Origin of the sequence: Buttiauxella gaviniae ATCC 51604 (assembly GCF_001654835.1) — a bacterium.
Classification (GTDB): domain Bacteria; phylum Pseudomonadota; class Gammaproteobacteria; order Enterobacterales; family Enterobacteriaceae; genus Buttiauxella; species Buttiauxella gaviniae.
The window spans coordinates 1-18,038 of the sequence record NZ_LXEP01000050.1; the positions used below are offsets into that span (position 1 = coordinate 1).

Consider the following 18,038-nt stretch of genomic DNA (forward strand, 5'->3'; position numbering starts at 1 on the left):
AGCCGAAATTGTCGCTGCAGCGTGTGGCATAAAATTACAGGTAACAGACAACAATGAAGATGCGACCGAACAGAGCCCGCAGAACACAGCAGATGTTCTGGTCACTGGCAGCTCAGAAGATGGCAAGCTGGCAGAAAATGCAGCTGGTGCTGGCGAACCGACGCAGGAAGTAGGTCCTGAATATACCCGTGTGTTGATGAGCGACCGGGAGATTGAAATCAGCCACGCTATTAACGCCCTGCTTTCTGGTTGCACTGACGTTATGGGGAAAGAAGAAGCTGAAGGTGTCGTTACCTGCACTGGCCATCTTATCTCTGAAATATTCCCTCTTCTTCTTGCTGACATCGCAGCAACAGAATTCTGCCTGTCGCCTGATTTCAGCGACGAAGAAATTCATCACGTGACCACCAGCATTCTTGATTCCTGGTCTGATAATGAAGCAAAGCGCCAGATAGTTACCCTGGATGCTATTACGGAATTGCGCACAGAATTATCCGCGCCGGCACTCATCAAGAAACCCGTTATTAAGGTGAAGCCACGCCCGGTACCAGAGACAACAACTACTCCAGACTTCATCCGCTATCAGCAATTAACGGCCGCCGCCATTCAGGGTTTGTGTGCCAATCCTGCTTATGCAATGCGTGATGCGGAAGATATCGCTTATCAGGCCCACGAAGTTGCTTGTGAGGCAATCCGCAACGAAGGAATGGCTCCGGGGGTGAGCGAATGAGAATAGCATCTAAGCACGATGCCGCACTGGCTTTACTACTGGCGCTAACAGATGAAGTTCATACCCTCGCCAGTATCTCTGTAGAGATCAACTTATCGGTCAGTTACCTGGAGCAATTGGCTACAAAACTGCGCGGGGCGAAACTTATTGAGTCTGTTCGGGGTCCGGGTGGTGGCTATCGTCTTTCCCGCCCACTGCATGACATTACCGTCGGTGACATTTTAACAGCCATTGGCACCGAAACGGGTCGTCAGGGTTTTGGGCTGTTTGACGAAATACAGCGTCGACTTAAGCACGTTGCATTGAGTGATCTGGGTAAAGGAGTGGAAGCATCATGTACAAAATAACTGCAACCATCCTGAAGTCTGGTGGACTGCCTGTTGCCTGGACTTGTAACTCGAAAGAACCGCTCACCAGCAGACAGTGTGAGAAGAGATTTTCCCGGGGTAAAGAGGTCGGGAAAACCGCTGAGGTGTGCGTCTCAGTGACAAATTTTGAATGCATCGCCATTGAGTCAGAGCGCAAGCCTAAGCGTGGCAAAAATGTCCAGTAAGCGCCGACTGCGTCGTAAGCAATGCGATGGAAAGATGCAACACCCTACTCTGGCAGGTGCGTTTATAGCGATAAAGATGCTTCACCGTCGTTATGGCCACCAGGGGCAAATGCGAGCCTACCGCTGTCAGTTCTGCCACAAATTCCATATAGGGCATGCACCAGGCAGAAATGGGATCGGTAGTGGCTGGCGGTAACGATACCCGGACATCGTTAAATACAGTGATTTTCAGCAATCAGTTTTCACCCGGCCTGTTAATTACAGTACAGGCCGGTCATGAGGTTAAGTGACCATGGCAAAAACCATTCTCATACAGGATTGGGCGAATGGCCCTAATGGATTTGGGTACCCACAAAAACAATCCCGTTTGAATCACCTGGCAAAAACAGGGCAGATTTCACCACCAGCCAAAAAAGACGGAAAAAGATGGGTGGTTGATGAAGATGCCGTTTTCATTGGTTGCGTCGGGAAAATTAAAATTTCCCGTAACTTGCCGGACAAAGTTAAATCATTGGTTGAGAGAACCATTAATGGGCGCTCCTCGCAAACATAACATCGATATCGAAAACCTTTATGTGAAACTCGATAAACGAAACAACAAAGTCTATTGGCAGTATAAAGACCCGCTTACCCTGAAGTGGCTAAGCTTTGGAACGGATGAAACGATAGCAAAGACGGCAGCAATTGAGCTGAACCGTATATTTGCGGAGCAGCAGGTAGAGCAAAGTTACGCTCTTATTGATATAGCCCGGAGGAGGCAAAAAAATCCTCAACCTGTTGGATTGAGATTTAAGGATTGGGTAGAGAAATATAATTCGATCGTTGAGAAAAGGAATGCCAAAGGTGAGATTTCAAACGCAAGTGCGTATGAGCGTAAGCGAGCAGCAAATATTCTGTGCTCGCGTATAGCCAATACTCCGTTAGCAAGTGTTGGCTCCAGAGAGATGGCTGCAATCCTGGAAGAGTACATCGATGAGGGGAAAAAAAGTATGGCTAAACATCTTCGCTCGAGCTGGACGGATATTTTTAAGGAAGCCCAGTTCGCTGGTGAGGTTCCTCCAGGATTTAACCCCGTACAGTCCACTCGTAAACCTAAAGTTGAAGTTACTCGCGCGCGCTTACAAATAGAAGATTGGCTAAAAATACTCGAAGCAGCAAGAGTTCGTTATTCTCCATGGGCTTTCAACGCCCTTCGTCTAGCATTGGTAACCGGGCAGCGACTATCGGACATTCTTCACATGCAATTTAAGGATGTAAAAGACGGTTATTTATTCGTGGTGCAGGGTAAAACCGGCAGTAAGATCGCCCTTCCCTTATCGCTTCGCTGTGAGGCTGCAGGGCTAACATTAGAAGATGTTATAAACGGATGCCGTGATCACGCTTTAAGTCCTTACCTAGTCCATCATTGCGGGGCGACTTCAAGGGCAAAAGCTGGGAAGACCATTAATAAAGCAACTGCGAGCACCATGTTTGCACGTTGTCGAGAGGATGCTGGCATCATCACGCCGGAGGGGAGAACACCAGTTTCATTTCATGAGCAGCGATCACTTGCTGAGCGCTTATACGAAAAACAAGGTATCAATACACAAAAATTGCTGGGCCATAAAACCGCCGCAATGACACAGCTGTATCATGACGAACGTGATGATGGATGGGCGTACATCGCAGTGTGATTTATACGCAATTTTGGGGAAGAGTTTTGGGGGAGTTTTGGGGAAAGGTTTTGGAAGGGGTAAAACTGTTATAGCTTTATGCTGAGAGTCTGTTTCTACAACCCAGATGTGACGCGGCTTACAATCGAATCGAATCAATTTTTATGCGGAGTACTGCATGTTCGGTTTAGACGCTTTTCATCTGGCAAGAATTCAGTTTGCATTTACTGTCTCCTTCCACATTATTTTCCCTGCCATTACTATCGGGCTTGCCAGCTATCTGGCAGTGCTAGAAGGGTTATGGCTGAAATCTAAAAATCCGACTTATCGTTCGCTATACGATTTCTGGTCAAAGATCTTCGCTGTTAACTTCGGCATGGGCGTGGTGTCCGGGCTGGTAATGGCCTATCAGTTCGGCACTAACTGGAGTGGTTTTTCTCAATTTGCGGGCAGCATCACCGGGCCGCTTTTGACCTATGAAGTGCTGACGGCATTTTTCCTGGAAGCCGGGTTCCTGGGCGTGATGTTATTTGGCTGGAAACGTGTCGGGCCTGGGCTTCATTTCTTTGCCACCTGTATGGTGGCACTGGGTACACTTATCTCGACCTTCTGGATTCTGGCCTCTAATAGCTGGATGCAAACGCCGCAAGGGTTTGAAATTCACAACGGCCAGGTGGTGCCGGTGGACTGGTTCGCGGTGGTATTTAACCCCTCCTTCCCTTACCGCCTGTTGCATATGTCGGTAGCCGCATTCCTCAGTAGTGCCTTTTTTGTTGGTGCATCGGCAGCCTGGCATTTGCTGCGTGGCAACAAAAGCCCAGCCATTAAAACCATGTTTTCAATGGCGCTTTGGATGGCGTTAATTGTTGCGCCTCTGCAAGCCATGATTGGCGATATGCACGGACTTAATACCCTGAAACACCAGCCTGCCAAAATTGCCGCTATTGAAGGCCATTGGGAGAATGTACCCGGGGAGCCAACCCCGCTACTGCTATTTGGCTGGCCAGATATGGAGCAAGAGCGCACGCGCTTTGGTCTTGAGATCCCGGCACTTGGCAGCCTGATCCTTACCCATAGCCTGGATAAGCAAGTTCCTGCGCTAAAAGAGTTCCCAAAAGAAGACCGCCCAAACTCAACGATAGTGTTCTGGTCGTTCCGTATTATGGCAGGCCTGGGCATGTTGATGATTCTGGCGGGCGTGATGAGTTTGTGGCTGCGCTATCGCCATCGTTTATACGAGAACCGCACCTTCCTGCGCTTTATGATGTGGATGGGGCCATCCGGGCTCATTGCTATTCTGGCCGGTTGGGTCACGACAGAAGTGGGACGCCAGCCTTGGGTTGTATATGGTCTACTGCGCACTAAAGATGCTGTTTCAGCACACGGCAACTTGCAGATGAGCATCAGCCTTCTGACCTTCTTTGTGGTCTATATGTCGGTATTTGGCGTGGGGTATAGCTATATGATCCGCCAAATTAAGAAAGGGCCACAACCGTTTAACGACGATACACCTCCTTCGCACGGCACACCTTCTCGTCCGCTCTCTGCGGCAACTCAATCATTAGAGGAGTTACGTTAATGGGCGTCGATCTGTCAGTTATCTGGTTTGTCATTATTGTCTTCGCAACACTTATGTACATTGTGATGGATGGTTTTGATCTCGGCATCGGCATTCTGTTTCCGTTTGTTCGTGATGCAGATGACCGCGATGTGATGGTGAACAGCGTGGCTCCCGTTTGGGACGGCAACGAAACCTGGCTGGTTCTCGGGGGAGCTGCATTATTTGGGGCGTTTCCTCTCGCGTACGCCGTTATTATTGATGCACTCACCATTCCGTTAACGTTAATGCTCATCGGCCTGATTTTTCGTGGTGTGGCATTCGAGTTTCGCTTTAAAGCAACGCCTGCGCATCGGCCTTTCTGGGATAAAGCGTTTATTGGTGGCTCAATAGTGGCGACGTTTTGCCAGGGCATTGTGGTTGGGGCGGTAATTTCCGGCTTCCCGGTCATCGGGCGCACCTTTGGTGGCTCGCAACTGGACTGGATTACACCGTTTAATCTGTTCTGTGGAGTTGGTCTGGTGGTGGCGTATGCGCTACTGGGGGCGAGTTGGCTGGTCATGAAAAGCGAAGATCCATTGCTTAAAACCATGCGTAAAGCCGTAAAGCCACTGCTGGTGATGATGTTGGCTATTATCGCAATTATCAGTATCTGGACGCCACTTGCTCATCCGCAAATCGCAGCCCGCTGGTTTAGCGTGCCGAATCTGTACTTCCTGTTGCCGGTCCCCCTCCTGGTGGTGTTGTGCAGCATCTGGTTATGGAAAGCAGTCGGTTCTGAGGAAAGCTGGCATAGCACACCGTTTTTGCTGACGCTGGGGCTGATTTTCTTAGGCTTTAGCGGACTGGGAATCAGTATCTGGCCCTATCTCATTCCGCCGTCAATTACGCTTTGGCAGGCCGCAGCGCCACCGCAAAGCCAGGGCTTTATGCTGGTCGGCGCGCTGTTTATTATCCCGATCATTTTGGTTTACACCTTCTGGAGCTACTACGTTTTTCGCGGAAAAGTACAACATGGCGAGGGGTATCACTGATGAAACAGACCGGGATCCGTTTGTTATGGATGGTGGCGTTATGGGGCGCGAGTGTTTTGGCTTTGACCGCTGTGGGGATGGGATTTCGGCTGTTAATGACAGCCGCCGGGTTTAAGTCCTGAGATAAAAATGTCGGATAACGTTTACGCATATCCGACATTGATTTTTAGATGGCTAACACACCGCTTGCCACACTCATATAACGCAATGAGAAGTAGACTCTGTCCTGCCCCGGCGGGACAGGTGTCGCAAGCCATTTTTGCTGATACTCCGATGGTGCAGGGGTCGCTTTAAAAGTTTTGGCCTGTTTATCCTGACGGAACAGTTCGATAACTTTCCCCGCAGACGGTGCTTTCAGGTACAGCGCCCGTTCAGCAGCAGTCAGCATTTGCGTTCCCGCTCCATCCTGCACCCACACTTTTACGCCACTATGACTAAGGGTTGTTACCCATTTACGGTAAGAGTCAGGTGTCATATTTCCGGCAAAGAAGCTACTCACAGCAACGGGTTTATCAGCAACCGCCGCCAATGACAGACGGGTTTTACTCAGCCAGCTAAGCGCTGCTTGCTGCATTTGCGGGTCACGCCAGCGCAGGTCATCGAGTTCACTACTGATATACCAACCCGCAATCGACTTTTCACCCAGTACGTCTACCCAACGTTTTGCTACCGCAACATCATCAGCACGTAAGCGATTGAGATAATTTTCTAGCGCGGGGAGCGGCTGTTTTTGCCGTTCGAAAAATTGACCGTCTGCAGCAAGGCCGATAACGAGCTTCATACCGTTGGTAGTGGTTAGTTGCGCTTTATGTTCAAGCCAGGCGCGAGATTCACCATCGCGAAACGCATTATCGTAGCGGCTCCACTGCAATACCAGGGTATCAATTCCCTGCCCTTTGAGTTTGTTCAACACGCTCTGCCACTGGGCATCAGTCACTGTGGTATCACGCAATTGTGGCTGATACATCACCGCATTCATGGCATTGGCAAAAGGGGTAACCAGCAGTAACGCGGTTAATAGGATCTTCATTACCAGCGAGCTCCCAGAGTCAGGAAAAGATTATTTTTGGAGTCTGTATCGCGGTTATGCCCGGAGAACGCACGCTGATACTCAAGCCCAACACTGACTTTGTGTGGGAAGGCGCTGTAGTGTGTCTCCCCAAACCAGGTATTCAGTCTCACACCGACACCACCAAGGGTGTTGTCACGATACGGAGTATCAGTACTGGCGTTGTACTGGGCATGCCAGTAAGGCTCAATAGTTTGTTTGCCGTTGATTTTTTGATGCCAGCTCATGCGGTAATCGGCGGTATAAACTTGATAATCCGCTTTAACAAAGTGCGCCGCATCCAGATAGAGATTTTGAGCTATCCAACCATTTCCTGTCGGATGCCAATCATCACTATATTTACCGCCGTTAAAGAACGAGGCACTGGCACGCAGCATAACGTCAGCCTGGCCGTGATGATGATCCAACGGGATCTGTTGTTCAGCCGCCAGATAAATAACCTGGTCACGAAGCGGTTTCCAGCGCACACCAACACCCAACATTGGCTCATATACCGGCATAAAGTTCTGCTGGCCATTGCTGTCGCTACCTGCAAACACACGGCTGTAAACGGAAAGCTGATCGCCGTCGATGAGTTGGTTTTTACCGATACGGTACTCAGCCTCAAATTGTTGATAGCTACGATAACTTTTCCCCTGCTGAACCCCGTTATTGCTGCCTCCACTATTAAGTGAGTCTGGCGTTAAACCGAATGAACCATCGTAGGTGAAAGTCCAGCGACGTTGGCTATCTTCGTGAGTTCGGCGGAACGCAAAACGGTCTTCTTGTTGTTTGTCGCTCAGCTGTTGTTGTGGCGTGATGCTGTTATCAATGTCATCCACAACTTGCTCGCTGTACTGCTTAGTTTTCGGCTTATCGTCCAGTCGTTCATTGAGATACACCAACTGGCGTAAGATCTCTGGCGAGTCCGTGTGGGTTTCACGGGCTTTTTCCAGTGCATCGCGGGCTTCGCGATGCTTACCTTGCGCTAATAGTGCAAAACCACGTGCGGCATCATCCATTACGGGAGTCGATTCCAGTTTCAGATCCGACATTCCACGCTGTGAGGCAACATTCTGCCAATGGGCAAAGGCCTTCTCGTCTCCGGCAAGTTTTGCGCTGCGAGCCGCAGCCTGCACATCGTTATCCACCATTTCTGTGGCAGGAACCTGTGCCCAACTCGCTTTGGCAAGTGCGTAATCTTCTGTAGCGTAAGCCAGATAAGCCACCTGACGTTGGTAAAATGGCGAAGGGTCACGCGCAACCGCTTGTTCGGCAGCGTAAAGCGCAAGGCCTGGCTGCCCCGGATAGCATTGCGCAAGATGCGACCAGCTTTCAGCGTCATACTGCGCAGATAAATCACCTAATATGTTTCGCACCTGCGTGCAGTTTTCCTGCCCCTGGAATAGTCGTGCCTGTGCCATACGTTGCGTGGCGGTCGGCAAAGGTCTGGCAAGGCGAGCTTTATTTTCGGCGGTCAACCAATCCGGATGTGCTGCAAGCTGGCTATACAAACGTATACTCAGTGAATGCTGTAACTTACCGGCCTGAGTAAATGGCCAGTAACGCAATAGCAATTTTGTAGCCGCTTTCCACTGACCCATAGAAACCAGCTGAAAGCTGGCAGTTTCCAGTTCTTGCGCTGATAAACCGCGAGTTTGCGTGATTTTACTAATGAGCTGCATGCTGGACTGCGTGTCTTTCTGCGCCAGACTTAATGCTAAACGCTGATCGAGCGCCTGCATTTCCGGGAAGGTATTGAGCAGTTCGTTCGCCCCTTTCCAGTCACCTTTTTGGATGCGGATGGGTACTAAAGTCGATAACACATACTGTTTGTTTTCTGGATGTTTAACGCTCCATCCCGCAACTGTGTGCCCTGGTTGCTGGCTATAGGTTGCCAATAACCGCATCCAATTACGTTCTTCTATGGCTGAATCAAATACCGGTTTACGGTTTGCGAGATAACGGCGCAACTGAGTCAGAGCATTACGCTCAGCCAATGACTGCGCGTAAGCCAGTTGCATTCCGGCACTGTTCATCACTCCCTGGCTTTGCAAATCCAGGATTCGTTGGTCACGCTGCATATGTAACAGAATGGCAAACCATTGTTGATACTGTGCGTCAGTCAGTGTCGCCTCACTGTCCAACAGGGCAAAACCCTGGTCTGCTGCACTCCACTGTTGCAAGAAAATTGCCCGCTGCGTGTAGTTGTCCGTCAGTTGCTGCCCCTCTTTTGAGTGACGGAATTTCGTGTCAGACAACTGCGCTCGGGCAATATCTAACTGATTGAGTTTGAGAGCATAGTTGCCTACTTCACTGCGACACTGAACGCCCGGTGAGGCATCGCAGTTTTTCTGGAATGCCAGCAATTGCTCGTAGGTTTTGACTTCTGGAGCAGGCACAGGAATCGCCACCAGTGCGCGCTGTAAGTCAGCGTTTTGTGGCCTTTTCGCGAGCTCAGTTTCTAGCAATTCCCGAGCTTTCTTATCGTGGCCGAAGTGTCGATAAGCCTCAGCAAGCCATAACGACAAGCGCACACTCTCGGGGGCCATTGCATGGGCATGTTCAAAACTACGCAATGCACGAGTTTCATCATTTGCTTTCAAGGCTTCATGTGCCCGCTCAATATGCGGATAAACCTTGAAGTAAAGGTAATCATTGAGTCCCAGATCTTGTTTAGTTCCTTCCTTAGCAGCCAAAGCTGGTACGGCAAGTAAAACACCGCAAACCAGAGCTGCCAGCGGGGTTAGACGTATCTTCATCCTGCCTCCCCGTATAGTCGAGCCTGTTGCAATCCGCTGATACCTGCTTTTTGCAGTAGGCCTTTGAACGAGGGTTGCAATCTCTTTTGCTGTGCCAGCGCGTGATCAACAACGTGTTGACTCACTACCCCTTCTTGCACCAGAAACTCGCCGAACATCAAATCGCTGCGTTCATAACGTAATAGAACAGCTCGCAGAACAGCTTCATTGAGGTGAGACTCATTACTCAACACTTCAGCAAACAGAAGTTGCCCGGAGACATATTTGTCCCAAATCTCATCAGCCTGCGCTTTCGTGAGAAGGTTTTCTTTGACGGCACAGTCGAGCAATTGCTTTTCCTTCGTCAATTGTTCATCGCCGTACCAATGACGCAGGCCAATAACTACCTGGCCTCGCGGCACAATAACGTAGCTCACATTCCGCCCGAGTTTGCGGCCCAGCGCCGACAGCGAAACCGGATCGATCGAGTTTTCACAAGCCAGAACAAGGGTGTCGCCTTCCATGCGCAATGGCAGAACCGCATGGTGCTGCACCACTTTTGCAGGAACGCTCTTAATCAATGATTCATCAAGTGCAAGAGGATCGATTGACTCCATTGGCACTTCAGCTTGTTTTGCCAGCGCAACAGCAAGCTGATATGCAGTGATATAGCCCAATTGCACCAGACTTCCGCCCAGTTTTAGGCCTGGAATGCGCTTTTGCAGCGCTTCCTCAAGTTCAGCCTGGGTAATCACACCAGAATCCACCAGGATATAACCCAGAGGTTGAGCAGAGCGTTGATCGCTTACGGTCGGGAAATCGTGAGTAGTTTTATCCCATGCCACGCGACGTGGATCGCCATGTTGGATAACCTGCTTAATCGCCCGCCAGTTCGCCACAAAGTTAATCAAGTTGCCCCAGAACAAGCGCGGTAATACCAATAAGCCTTGCCCCAGTCCGTAATAACCTGTCACGAATATCATGCGTTGAATGATGCGGTTAGACATCAGCAGTAAGTTAATCCACAGCAACATCGTCAGCCATGTACCGCCGACAAATATTGATAAGAACTGCCATGCCCCATCGACCATGCGCTGATAAATGATGATGGCAACCAGTTGCAGCATTACTAGCATTGCCGCGAAACTGAGAAAGTTTGCAATCGCACCTTTGCGGTCGCGCCACAGGAAATAGTTGAGAACCGGGCTTGAACTCCAGCGGTGAGTTTTAAAACCCTGGAACACGATGCCGATTATCCAGCGAGACTTTTGGCGCACAGCTGTGGCAAAGGTGTCAGGGAAATATTCGCGCACGCAGATAACATTGGCAGTTCGGGCACGTTGACCAAAGGGTTTGGCCGATTTGTCATTTGCGTCAACAACCGGGAAGCGACAAAAAATCTCTTCCATCCCTTTTTGACGCAGACGGAAACCAATATCGTAATCTTCCGTCAGGCTCTGCACATCAAACGCAATGCCGTCACCATCGGCTAATAGCGCCAAAACCGCACGGCGGCTAAAACATGTACCCACCCCTGCGCTGGGTACCTGCCCCGCTAAGGCCTCACGTACCGGTACATCTTTACCATGCAGCTCTGAAAATTCATCCAGATAACTCAAGCTTGTGAAGTGTGTCCATTTGCGTTCAAACGGATAAACTGGGATCTGAATTAAGTCTTTTCTATCAACCAGATAATTAAAAAGACGCAATTCGAGTGGAGAAATAACATCTTCTGCGTCATGAAGAATAAAACCGGAGAAATTAAAACGCGCGCTGTTTTCAAACTGTAAAATAGCATCCAGAATGTTGTTCAGGCAGTCTGCTTTGCTGGTGGGACCAGGCCGTGCGCATACCACTTTATGAACATTTGGAAAACGTGCGCAGACTTCATCTACATCACGTTGCGTATCCGGGTCATTAGGGTAAGTCCCTACAAAGATATGGTAGTTTTCGTAGTCCAGTGAACTGGCGGCAAGACGCGCCATATTACCGATAACCCCGGTTTCATTCCATGCAGGGACCATAATAGCCAACGCTTTTTCTTGCGGCTCATATAGGGCTTTATAGTCCAGATAATCATTTTTGCGGTATACCGTAACCGAGCGCCATACCCGGCGAACCCAGTAAACAATATCGATAAATAAATCATCAATTCCGCTAATTAACATCAATATCGCCAGAGTAATAGCGACAACTTTCAAACCGTAGAGATACGTTGAAAAGTAATCAACAAACCAGTCCATTTTTTACCCCAAAGGTCACGTAAAGCCTGTTGCAGCCATCCACAAGAGGTCAGATGCATCTACAGCAAGGCCTCAAATGTTACCGGTATCATAGTGTAATAAGATAAATCCAGGAAGGATATAAATCTAGTATTAACGTTTTTTACAATCCATGAAATTGTACCATCAACGCTAAAACCAGTGTTTTCAACTGACACTTACAACTGTTACAGGATATACAGCAAGGAAACAAAATGAGAATTTTCTATAACAGTGAGGGGCATTTCTTGCCAGAAATGGCTTTGATCTTTACATTGACGGCCTGAATAGTGAGGGAGAAACAAACATGACTTATATCTGGCTGATTGTGGCAATTATTGCAGAAGTGATTGCGACCACTTCACTGAAACTCTCCGAAGGCTTTAGCCGTTTATGGCCAAGCGTGGTCACCATTGTGTTTTACGGCGTGGCGTTTTATTGCCTATCGGTAACCATGCGCACCATCCCTACCGGGATTATTTATGCAATCTGGTCAGGTGCTGGAATTGTGTTAATCGGTGCGGTGGGCTGGATTTTTTTGGGGCAGAAACTCGATTGGCCGGCGATTGCGGGTATGGCATTGATCATTATTGGCGTGTTGGTCATTAACTTGTTTTCAAAGTCGGTCGCGCATTAATCCCTCTTTTTATAGCCATGTTTGCGGTCTTTTCCAACACGAAAGCTTGCCAGCATGGCATATCAATTATTAACCATTCGTAAACCAAATCTTAACTATTGAACCTTTTACACTGCTGACAATTCTTTTGCTTTATTTCTAAAAGTTGAATAGTAACTAGACGGAATTATCTATACAGTGTGCCCGTCAAGTTAATGAGGTTGATGGTAATGGTTAAACAATTGAGATCAAAATTAGGGATGATTTTGTTGCTGATAGGCACGGCGCTCTTCTCCGGCCAGACTACAGCGCAAACACATGGTCATTTTTATTTGGTCGTCAAAAGTGCTGACATGTTGCTACGCCATCAGGCTGATAGTGACGAAATCCGTCAGGCTGCCGAAGACTCCGCCGCCGATTTTCGTGAGCAGCATTTTCACGTGAAAGAGCGCCGCGCGGGGACTTATCAACTTTAAGACGATATAACTCAGTTCGATTTAAACGAATATCTACTGTGGTAAATCGAACTGAGCTCTTCAATCGCTCTTACAAATTGCCCACCCCACCATCTATTAATAATTCGCTGCCGACCATAAAGGCAGACTCATCGGATGCGAGAAAGACGGCAGCTTTTGCCAATTCGAGAGCCGTACCCAAACGACCTATTGGCACGAGCGCACGAATCTCTTCGCGGAGTGCTTCCTCCGATGCACCATTGCCAAGCTTACCCAAAGCCGGGGTTTCAGTTGGGCCAGGGCTTAATCCATTCACCCGAACTCCTCGCGAGTGCAGCTCGCCAGAAAGGGTTCGCGCCAGAGAAAGGATTGCGGCTTTGCTGGCCGCATAAGCATTGCTTTGTGGCAAACCAATATGTGCACTCACGGAACCACAGACAATTATCGACGATGGGTTAGCCAGAAGTGGCAATAGCGCCTGAATCAAGAAGAACGGCCCTTTAAGATTGGTATTCATCAATCGGTCATAACTGCTTTCGTCCCATTCCTGTAGCGGATGATGCGTTACGTCACCGGCATTTACATACAACACGTCGAGACGCGGGCACCATTGTGCAATCTGTTCAGCCAAATCACGTTGTTGATCGATATCTCCCGCATCGCTGCGAATGATATGTACATTTCCCAGTTGCTCTTTCGCGGCCAATAATCCTGATTCGCTACGTCCGGTGATGGTAACCGTCGCTCCTTCCGCAAGAAACTGCCGCGCCGTCTCAAACCCAATACCGCTAGTGCCACCGGTGATTAATGCGTATTTACCTTGAAGTCTGCCCATTACCGTTACCCCGCGATTGACTAGTCAGAGCATTATTTACGCTATAGTATCTTTTGGATAGTAGGCACCGTTTGGATACTAAGGCACTCGATGGGATGGATTGACAATTCACAGGAGCAAACGTGATAAATAATTTTTCGGCCTTGCCAATAGCAGGTGAAAGCTGCCCGATGGTCAGTTTTGTGAATCTGATTTCTGGGAAATGGGCAATCCCGATTCTTTACCGCTTGATAATCATTGATGAGCCGGTGCGCTTTAGCGATCTACAGCGTGCGGTTCATCCCATTACTCAAAAAGAGTTGACGCGCCAGCTACGCCAATTTGAATCCAGACGATTGTTGACCCGGCAAGTCTTCGCAGAAGTGCCACCGAGAGTGGAGTATCAGATAACGGAATTAGGAAAGTCGCTACGCCCTACGCTTGATTCATTAGCAGACTGGATGCGGGAAAATAGTGAGAAGTTGAGAGAGTAGCCCCCTCACTGATACGCTATTAAATAGAATCAGTGAGGGGTTTTTAACGGTTACTTATCGCCGAAATGGATAACAGTACGAATCGATTTACCTTCATGCATTAAATCGAAGGCTTCATTGATTTGTTCAAGCGGCATACGGTGGGTGATGAACGGGTCCAGGTTGATTTTGCCAACCATCGCGTCTTCCACCATACCTGGCAACTGTGTACGCCCTTTCACTCCACCAAATGCAGAACCACGCCATACGCGGCCGGTTACTAACTGGAACGGACGAGTTTTGATCTCTTGACCTGCGCCCGCTACACCAATGATAACGCTTTCGCCCCAGCCTTTATGGCAGCATTCCAGCGCGGAACGCATTACGTTGACGTTGCCTATACATTCAAAGCTGAAGTCCACGCCGCCGTCGGTCAGTTCGACAATCACGTCCTGAATCGGCTTTTCGTGGTCTTTCGGGTTGATGCAATCGGTCGCACCCATTTCGGTCGCCAGTTTGAATTTCTCTGGATTGGTGTCAATGGCCAGAATACGCCCGGCTTTCGCCTGTACCGCACCCTGAATCACTGCCAGACCAATACCGCCCAGGCCAAATACTGCAACAGTATCGCCCTCTTTTACTTTCGCCGTGTTGTGCACCGCGCCGATACCGGTAGTGACGCCACAACCTAACAAGCACACTTTATCCAGTGGTGCTTCCGGGTTAACTTTTGCCAGAGAAATTTCCGCAACCACAGTGTACTCACTGAAAGTACTGGTGCCCATGTAGTGGTAAATCGGTTCGCCATTATAAGAAAAACGCGTGGTGCCATCCGGCATCAAACCTTTACCCTGAGTGGCACGAACGGCCTGGCACAGGTTAGTTTTTCCTGATTTACAGAACTTACACTCGCGGCATTCTGCGGTGTACAAAGGAATGACATGATCGCCTGGTTTCAGGCTAGTAACACCCTCGCCCACTTCCATAACGATACCGCCGCCTTCATGGCCCAGCACTGCCGGGAACACGCCTTCAGGATCATCACCAGATAAGGTGAAAGCGTCGGTATGGCAAACGCCAGTATGGGTAATCTTTACCAGCACTTCGCCTTTTTGTGGCGGTGCTACATCAATTTCTACGATTTCAAGCGGTTTGCCTGGGCCAAATGCAACAGCTGCACGTGATTTCATGTTCTTCTTCCGTCGTCAGGTGGGAGTGATTTTATTTTAGATAAGAGCGAATTAAATTACCGACTTCTGCCATACGTACAGCACGCTGATCCTCAGAGGTTTCCCCCGCGACCAGCTCGTCTTTTAGATGGATCTCCATCATTTCGCCCATCAGGCCGTTCGCCGCTCCGCGAACCGCTGCGATTTGTTGCAAAATGGCGATGCACGGATCGCCATTTTCCAGGGCGCGCTCTATTGCTTCAGTCTGGCCCCGTATGCGTCGCACGCGAGTCAGAATGCGTTTTTTGTCTTCAGGTGAATGTGGCATTTTGACCTCCTGATACTATAGGGGGGTATGGTACACTATTTTCAGAAATATTGATGAATTTCTATTTTTGTTAAATAACAAAGAATTAAGTTCAAGAATAAACACGCACGTGAATCAGCGCTGATACATGTCAGTCTGCAAATACGTCAACAAGTCGAATGTTTAAACCACGATGGAATCATAGCAGAGCGATTGTTTCACTGAGGAATGGTACGAATGGAAGAAAGAAGATGAGAAAAAGTAGCCGTTGGTGTTGTGGCTGTTCCGGTGTCATAACACCAACGGGATTTATGATCTGCTACTTTTTGCGAAAGAGATTAATAGCAACTGCCGTCAGAATCCCTATCAGGGGCATGGCTATAGCGCCCGCTAAAAAATTATGCTGGTCTATTCGCTTTTCCCTGCGGATATCAGCAAAGCGGGCAAGCGCGTGTTTTTCATCAATAGCACTGACCTCTTCGAATTGTTTTTCGTAACCCTGTTCAGTCAACCGAGCTGTTTTGTCCGAGTCAGACCTTTCTAATACAACGGTTTGTTTACCTTGTTGAAAAAAACAATAATCCGGCATTTGGTGCTCCACATTGAGGAATATGTGATTAAACAACATACAGACCGGTATTAATTGCGTACATACCTGCCTGCGGATTCGCATCCAACTGCTCACATATTTGCATTTTAGTTGATCAATTCCAGCAAAATATGAAGTAATACTGGGATAGCTAACTGCAAGGTTCATCTGCTTTCACCCTACTTCGTTTGAGCCATCTGTCGGCACCACATCTTTTTGCGTGCGTGCAACGCTAACGTCATAGCCGCTCTCATCCCTCCATGCAGTATGGCGGCTAACTGGCGAAGTTCTATCACTTCGTTTATCGGTATAAAGGATCGATTCTTTCGTGAAATCTTGGAAAATGAAGATCTATTCCTTAACGCAACCAATAACTAATGGTTAGGATGCGGCGTAAACCAAGAAGTGTTAAAATGTGGCAATATTTTAAAGAAGAACAAAAAGCGAGCTTCGACACATTGATGAAACTAAGTATTATCATCCCATGCTACAACTCTGCCGAATTTATTGAAGATTGTCTTGAATCCGTCCTCCCTAATATCCAAAGTGATATGGAGGTCATCGTTGTCAATGATGGTTCGACTGACAATAGCAGTGACGTTATAAAAAACGTCGGGCACCGTTATCTTGATAAAAACTTGATCATTATTAATCAAGACAACGCTGGTTTATCTGCGGCCAGAAATAAAGGGTTAAGCATAGCTTCCGGAGAATATATTTCACTCCTGGATTCTGATGATATTTATGATCGACAATTTTGGTGTGAAGTTCCTCCTCTTCTTAACGATTCATCGATTGATATCATCGAGTTTAATGCTGAACAGTTTGAGAATGAACTATCGAACATAGTCGAACATATTGATTGTGCAGTTTTTTCTGGAAAAAAGCATATCTCTTCAGTCGAACAATTGAAGCCTGCATTTCAGCGTTCCAAGTGGTATCCATGGGCCAGGGTTTACAAAAAATCGTTATTTCTGGACAACAATATTGAATTCCCAAATGGAAGGCTATACGAGGACATGAGCACTGTCCCCGCTTTGTATTTAAAATGTAAATGCATTTTTGGAGTTAACAAATCACTTATCTGGTACCGTTTTCACAAAAAAAGCATCACCCAAACTTTCAGGCAAAAAGACATTTCTGATTTGGTTTATGTTGCAACCAAACTATCATCTCTTTCAAAAGAGAACCCTGAAGCAAAAGAAATTATTTTCCCTACCATGCAGAGGGTGTTTAATTTTATTAAATACACTCTGGTTAAAAATAAACAGGCAAATTTTCCGCTGTCAGAACAAAGAGCATTGCGAAAGGCATTAATGTCTTTTATAAGCGAATTCAAGCTCTCTCGTAAAATTCAAATACTCATTCTTCCTGTTTATCTAAATACTATCGTAAGAATAAGAAAAAAATAATTTAGTCTATGCGAGTTGGCCCTTCCAACCATTCTGGATTTCCAGGGCCAACTCGGTTGAATTTAGCCCTTTTTACCTGGCATCATGCGCAGCAATGTATTGTCTCTCCACACATAATGGTGGAACAGTGCGGCAAATGCATGAATGCCAATCACAAAGTAACCGATGTTAGCGATAAGCTCGTGGTAGCTCTTAATGGTAAATTCCATATCCTCACCAGGTTCAATCGCATGCGGCATAGGAATGCCAAACACCGACCAGTCACTGCCTTTAAAGTACACTGTTGTAAAGCCGAGAATCGGTAACACAATAAACATCAGATAGATAATCGTGTGCACCAAATGGGACATTCCCGTAATAGCAGGATGCGGTTTTGGAGTAATTGCTGGTGCGCGATATTTAATGCGTATCAGCAAGCGGGCAATCATCAAAAAGAACACGCTGATCCCACAAGTCACATGAGTTGCGTTGAAGACAGGACGATACGATCGCGGTGCAAAACCTTTCAGTTCCATCGCGCAATATGCCCCCACTATCAATAAAAAAACCAGCCAATGAAGTGTTATCTGTAACGAGGTGTATTTGCTGCGCATTAGGGTGTCCTGCTTAGTCACAATGATTTTTCC

At 47.9% G+C, this 18,038-nt stretch carries 20 protein-coding genes and 1 pseudogene; 12 read left to right on the plus strand and 9 right to left on the minus strand.

Translation table 11 applies throughout. The features are described 5' to 3' along the window. From M977_RS25570 to M977_RS22710, 3 genes and pseudogenes are all read left to right on the plus strand, one after another. Positions 1 to 730 (plus strand): annotated as a pseudogene (locus tag M977_RS25570) (hypothetical protein); the annotation flags it as partial. After that, on the plus strand, positions 727 to 1,077 hold the full coding sequence (locus M977_RS22705) for an RrF2 family transcriptional regulator (protein ID WP_064519119.1): 351 nt from the start codon (positions 727 to 729) through the stop codon (positions 1,075 to 1,077). The pseudogene M977_RS25570 and the gene M977_RS22705, both read left to right, overlap by 4 nt. Beyond that, positions 1,065 to 1,283, plus strand: coding sequence for a DUF1187 family protein (locus M977_RS22710; RefSeq protein ID WP_064519121.1), 219 nt, complete (start codon positions 1,065 to 1,067; stop codon positions 1,281 to 1,283). Before M977_RS22705 ends, M977_RS22710 begins: the two co-directional genes overlap by 13 nt. Here the strand turns inward: M977_RS22710 and M977_RS25370 are convergent. Beyond that, complete coding sequence (locus tag M977_RS25370) at positions 1,258 to 1,518, minus strand: hypothetical protein (protein WP_157092121.1); 261 nt, start codon at positions 1,516 to 1,518, stop codon at positions 1,258 to 1,260. The genes M977_RS22710 and M977_RS25370 overlap by 26 nt on opposite strands. Before the next feature lie 57 nt (positions 1,519 to 1,575). On the opposite strand from M977_RS25370, the gene M977_RS22715 reads away from it, so the two are divergent. The 5 genes from M977_RS22715 (at position 1,576) to M977_RS22735 (ending at position 5,649) form a co-directional block, all read left to right on the plus strand. Continuing rightward, the gene (locus tag M977_RS22715; protein WP_064519123.1) at positions 1,576 to 1,836 is read left to right on the plus strand and encodes a hypothetical protein; all 261 of its coding nucleotides are present in this window, start codon (positions 1,576 to 1,578) and stop codon (positions 1,834 to 1,836) included. Further along, complete coding sequence (locus M977_RS22720) at positions 1,814 to 2,956, plus strand: tyrosine-type recombinase/integrase (RefSeq protein ID WP_064519127.1); 1,143 nt, start codon at positions 1,814 to 1,816, stop codon at positions 2,954 to 2,956. Before M977_RS22715 ends, M977_RS22720 begins: the two co-directional genes overlap by 23 nt. Before the next feature lie 157 nt (positions 2,957 to 3,113). Beyond that, a complete protein-coding gene (locus M977_RS22725) occupies positions 3,114 to 4,514 on the plus strand; it encodes a cytochrome ubiquinol oxidase subunit I (RefSeq protein WP_064519129.1) in 1,401 nt (466 codons plus the stop codon). Continuing rightward, positions 4,514 to 5,527, plus strand: a complete 1,014-nt coding sequence (gene cydB / locus M977_RS22730; protein ID WP_064519131.1) for a cytochrome d ubiquinol oxidase subunit II — start codon at positions 4,514 to 4,516, stop codon at positions 5,525 to 5,527. Before M977_RS22725 ends, cydB begins: the two co-directional genes overlap by 1 nt. Continuing rightward, positions 5,527 to 5,649 carry a DUF2474 domain-containing protein gene (locus M977_RS22735; RefSeq protein WP_064519133.1) on the plus strand — a complete coding sequence of 41 codons (123 nt, stop codon included), beginning with the start codon at positions 5,527 to 5,529 and terminating at the stop codon, positions 5,647 to 5,649. Before cydB ends, M977_RS22735 begins: the two co-directional genes overlap by 1 nt. Before the next feature lie 44 nt (positions 5,650 to 5,693). Here the strand turns inward: M977_RS22735 and M977_RS22740 are convergent, their stop codons facing one another. Genes M977_RS22740 through nfrB form a run of 3 tightly spaced genes read right to left on the minus strand, consistent with a single transcriptional unit; the run spans position 5,694 to position 11,559 of the window. Next, positions 5,694 to 6,557 carry a DUF4434 domain-containing protein gene (locus tag M977_RS22740; RefSeq protein WP_064519135.1) on the minus strand — a complete coding sequence of 288 codons (864 nt, stop codon included), beginning with the start codon at positions 6,555 to 6,557 and terminating at the stop codon, positions 5,694 to 5,696. Beyond that, entirely contained in the window at positions 6,557 to 9,337 is a 2,781-nt protein-coding gene (locus tag M977_RS22745) for an NfrA family protein (protein WP_064519137.1), read from the minus strand. Before M977_RS22745 ends, M977_RS22740 begins: the two co-directional genes overlap by 1 nt. Continuing rightward, complete coding sequence (gene nfrB / locus M977_RS22750) at positions 9,334 to 11,559, minus strand: cyclic di-3',5'-guanylate-activated glycosyltransferase NfrB (RefSeq protein WP_064519141.1); 2,226 nt, start codon at positions 11,557 to 11,559, stop codon at positions 9,334 to 9,336. Before nfrB ends, M977_RS22745 begins: the two co-directional genes overlap by 4 nt. Before the next feature lie 325 nt (positions 11,560 to 11,884). On the opposite strand from nfrB, the gene M977_RS22755 reads away from it, so the two are divergent. Both M977_RS22755 and M977_RS22760 read left to right on the plus strand, forming a co-directional pair. Continuing rightward, a complete protein-coding gene (locus tag M977_RS22755; RefSeq protein WP_034457061.1) occupies positions 11,885 to 12,214 on the plus strand; it encodes an SMR family transporter in 330 nt (109 codons plus the stop codon). 209 nt (positions 12,215 to 12,423) lie between these two features. Then, on the plus strand, positions 12,424 to 12,669 hold the full coding sequence (locus tag M977_RS22760; protein WP_064519219.1) for a DUF2554 family protein: 246 nt from the start codon (positions 12,424 to 12,426) through the stop codon (positions 12,667 to 12,669). A gap of 70 nt (positions 12,670 to 12,739) precedes the next feature. Here M977_RS22760 and M977_RS22765 read toward each other — a convergent pair whose 3' ends face one another. Next, entirely contained in the window at positions 12,740 to 13,483 is a 744-nt protein-coding gene (locus M977_RS22765) for an SDR family oxidoreductase (RefSeq protein WP_064519143.1), read from the minus strand. Between the two features lie 170 nt (positions 13,484 to 13,653). On the opposite strand from M977_RS22765, the gene M977_RS22770 reads away from it, so the two are divergent. After that, positions 13,654 to 13,956 (plus strand): winged helix-turn-helix transcriptional regulator, encoded by a 303-nt coding sequence (locus M977_RS22770; RefSeq protein ID WP_064519222.1) that lies wholly within the window; start codon positions 13,654 to 13,656, stop codon positions 13,954 to 13,956. A 50-nt stretch (positions 13,957 to 14,006) separates the two neighbouring features. Here M977_RS22770 and M977_RS22775 read toward each other — a convergent pair whose 3' ends face one another. The 3 genes from M977_RS22775 to M977_RS22785 all read right to left on the minus strand — a co-directional run bounded on the left by M977_RS22775 (position 14,007) and on the right by M977_RS22785 (position 16,000). Further along, positions 14,007 to 15,125 (minus strand): S-(hydroxymethyl)glutathione dehydrogenase/class III alcohol dehydrogenase, encoded by a 1,119-nt coding sequence (locus M977_RS22775; RefSeq protein WP_064519145.1) that lies wholly within the window; start codon positions 15,123 to 15,125, stop codon positions 14,007 to 14,009. A 31-nt stretch (positions 15,126 to 15,156) separates the two neighbouring features. Then, the gene (locus M977_RS22780; protein WP_064519147.1) at positions 15,157 to 15,432 is read right to left on the minus strand and encodes a metal/formaldehyde-sensitive transcriptional repressor; all 276 of its coding nucleotides are present in this window, start codon (positions 15,430 to 15,432) and stop codon (positions 15,157 to 15,159) included. Between the two features lie 298 nt (positions 15,433 to 15,730). Continuing rightward, positions 15,731 to 16,000: a hypothetical protein gene (locus tag M977_RS22785; RefSeq protein WP_064519149.1), complete on the minus strand. Its 270-nt coding sequence runs from the start codon at positions 15,998 to 16,000 to the stop codon at positions 15,731 to 15,733. 413 nt (positions 16,001 to 16,413) lie between these two features. Between M977_RS22785 and M977_RS22790 the strand changes: the two genes are divergently transcribed. Continuing rightward, complete coding sequence (locus tag M977_RS22790) at positions 16,414 to 17,412, plus strand: glycosyltransferase family 2 protein (protein WP_064519151.1); 999 nt, start codon at positions 16,414 to 16,416, stop codon at positions 17,410 to 17,412. A 62-nt stretch (positions 17,413 to 17,474) separates the two neighbouring features. Here the strand turns inward: M977_RS22790 and cybB are convergent, their stop codons facing one another. Continuing rightward, positions 17,475 to 18,005 (minus strand): cytochrome b561, encoded by a 531-nt coding sequence (gene cybB / locus M977_RS22795; RefSeq protein WP_064519153.1) that lies wholly within the window; start codon positions 18,003 to 18,005, stop codon positions 17,475 to 17,477. Positions 18,006 to 18,038: the final 33 nt, after the last annotated feature.

Excerpts from the sequence above, each read along its gene's own strand:
- M977_RS22780 (WP_064519147.1), bottom strand. The coding sequence starts at position 15,432 with ATGCCACATTCACCTGAAGACAAAAAACGCATTCTGACTCGCGTGCGA.
- M977_RS22775 (WP_064519145.1), bottom strand. The coding sequence starts at position 15,125 with ATGAAATCACGTGCAGCTGTTGCATTTGGCCCAGGCAAACCGCTTGAA.
- M977_RS22790 (WP_064519151.1), top strand. The coding sequence starts at position 16,414 with ATGTGGCAATATTTTAAAGAAGAACAAAAAGCGAGCTTCGACACATTG.
- M977_RS22705 (WP_064519119.1), top strand. The coding sequence starts at position 727 with ATGAGAATAGCATCTAAGCACGATGCCGCACTGGCTTTACTACTGGCG.
- M977_RS22745 (WP_064519137.1), bottom strand. The coding sequence starts at position 9,337 with ATGAAGATACGTCTAACCCCGCTGGCAGCTCTGGTTTGCGGTGTTTTA.
- M977_RS22785 (WP_064519149.1), bottom strand. The coding sequence starts at position 16,000 with ATGCCGGATTATTGTTTTTTTCAACAAGGTAAACAAACCGTTGTATTA.
- M977_RS22710 (WP_064519121.1), top strand. The coding sequence starts at position 1,065 with ATGTACAAAATAACTGCAACCATCCTGAAGTCTGGTGGACTGCCTGTT.
- cybB (WP_064519153.1), bottom strand. The coding sequence starts at position 18,005 with ATGCGCAGCAAATACACCTCGTTACAGATAACACTTCATTGGCTGGTT.
- nfrB (WP_064519141.1), bottom strand. The coding sequence starts at position 11,559 with ATGGACTGGTTTGTTGATTACTTTTCAACGTATCTCTACGGTTTGAAA.
- M977_RS22770 (WP_064519222.1), top strand. The coding sequence starts at position 13,654 with ATGGTCAGTTTTGTGAATCTGATTTCTGGGAAATGGGCAATCCCGATT.
- M977_RS22715 (WP_064519123.1), top strand. The coding sequence starts at position 1,576 with ATGGCAAAAACCATTCTCATACAGGATTGGGCGAATGGCCCTAATGGA.
- M977_RS22740 (WP_064519135.1), bottom strand. The coding sequence starts at position 6,557 with ATGAAGATCCTATTAACCGCGTTACTGCTGGTTACCCCTTTTGCCAAT.
- M977_RS22765 (WP_064519143.1), bottom strand. The coding sequence starts at position 13,483 with ATGGGCAGACTTCAAGGTAAATACGCATTAATCACCGGTGGCACTAGC.
- M977_RS22725 (WP_064519129.1), top strand. The coding sequence starts at position 3,114 with ATGTTCGGTTTAGACGCTTTTCATCTGGCAAGAATTCAGTTTGCATTT.
- cydB (WP_064519131.1), top strand. The coding sequence starts at position 4,514 with ATGGGCGTCGATCTGTCAGTTATCTGGTTTGTCATTATTGTCTTCGCA.
- M977_RS22720 (WP_064519127.1), top strand. The coding sequence starts at position 1,814 with ATGGGCGCTCCTCGCAAACATAACATCGATATCGAAAACCTTTATGTG.
- M977_RS22760 (WP_064519219.1), top strand. The coding sequence starts at position 12,424 with ATGGTTAAACAATTGAGATCAAAATTAGGGATGATTTTGTTGCTGATA.
- M977_RS22755 (WP_034457061.1), top strand. The coding sequence starts at position 11,885 with ATGACTTATATCTGGCTGATTGTGGCAATTATTGCAGAAGTGATTGCG.
- M977_RS22735 (WP_064519133.1), top strand. The coding sequence starts at position 5,527 with ATGAAACAGACCGGGATCCGTTTGTTATGGATGGTGGCGTTATGGGGC.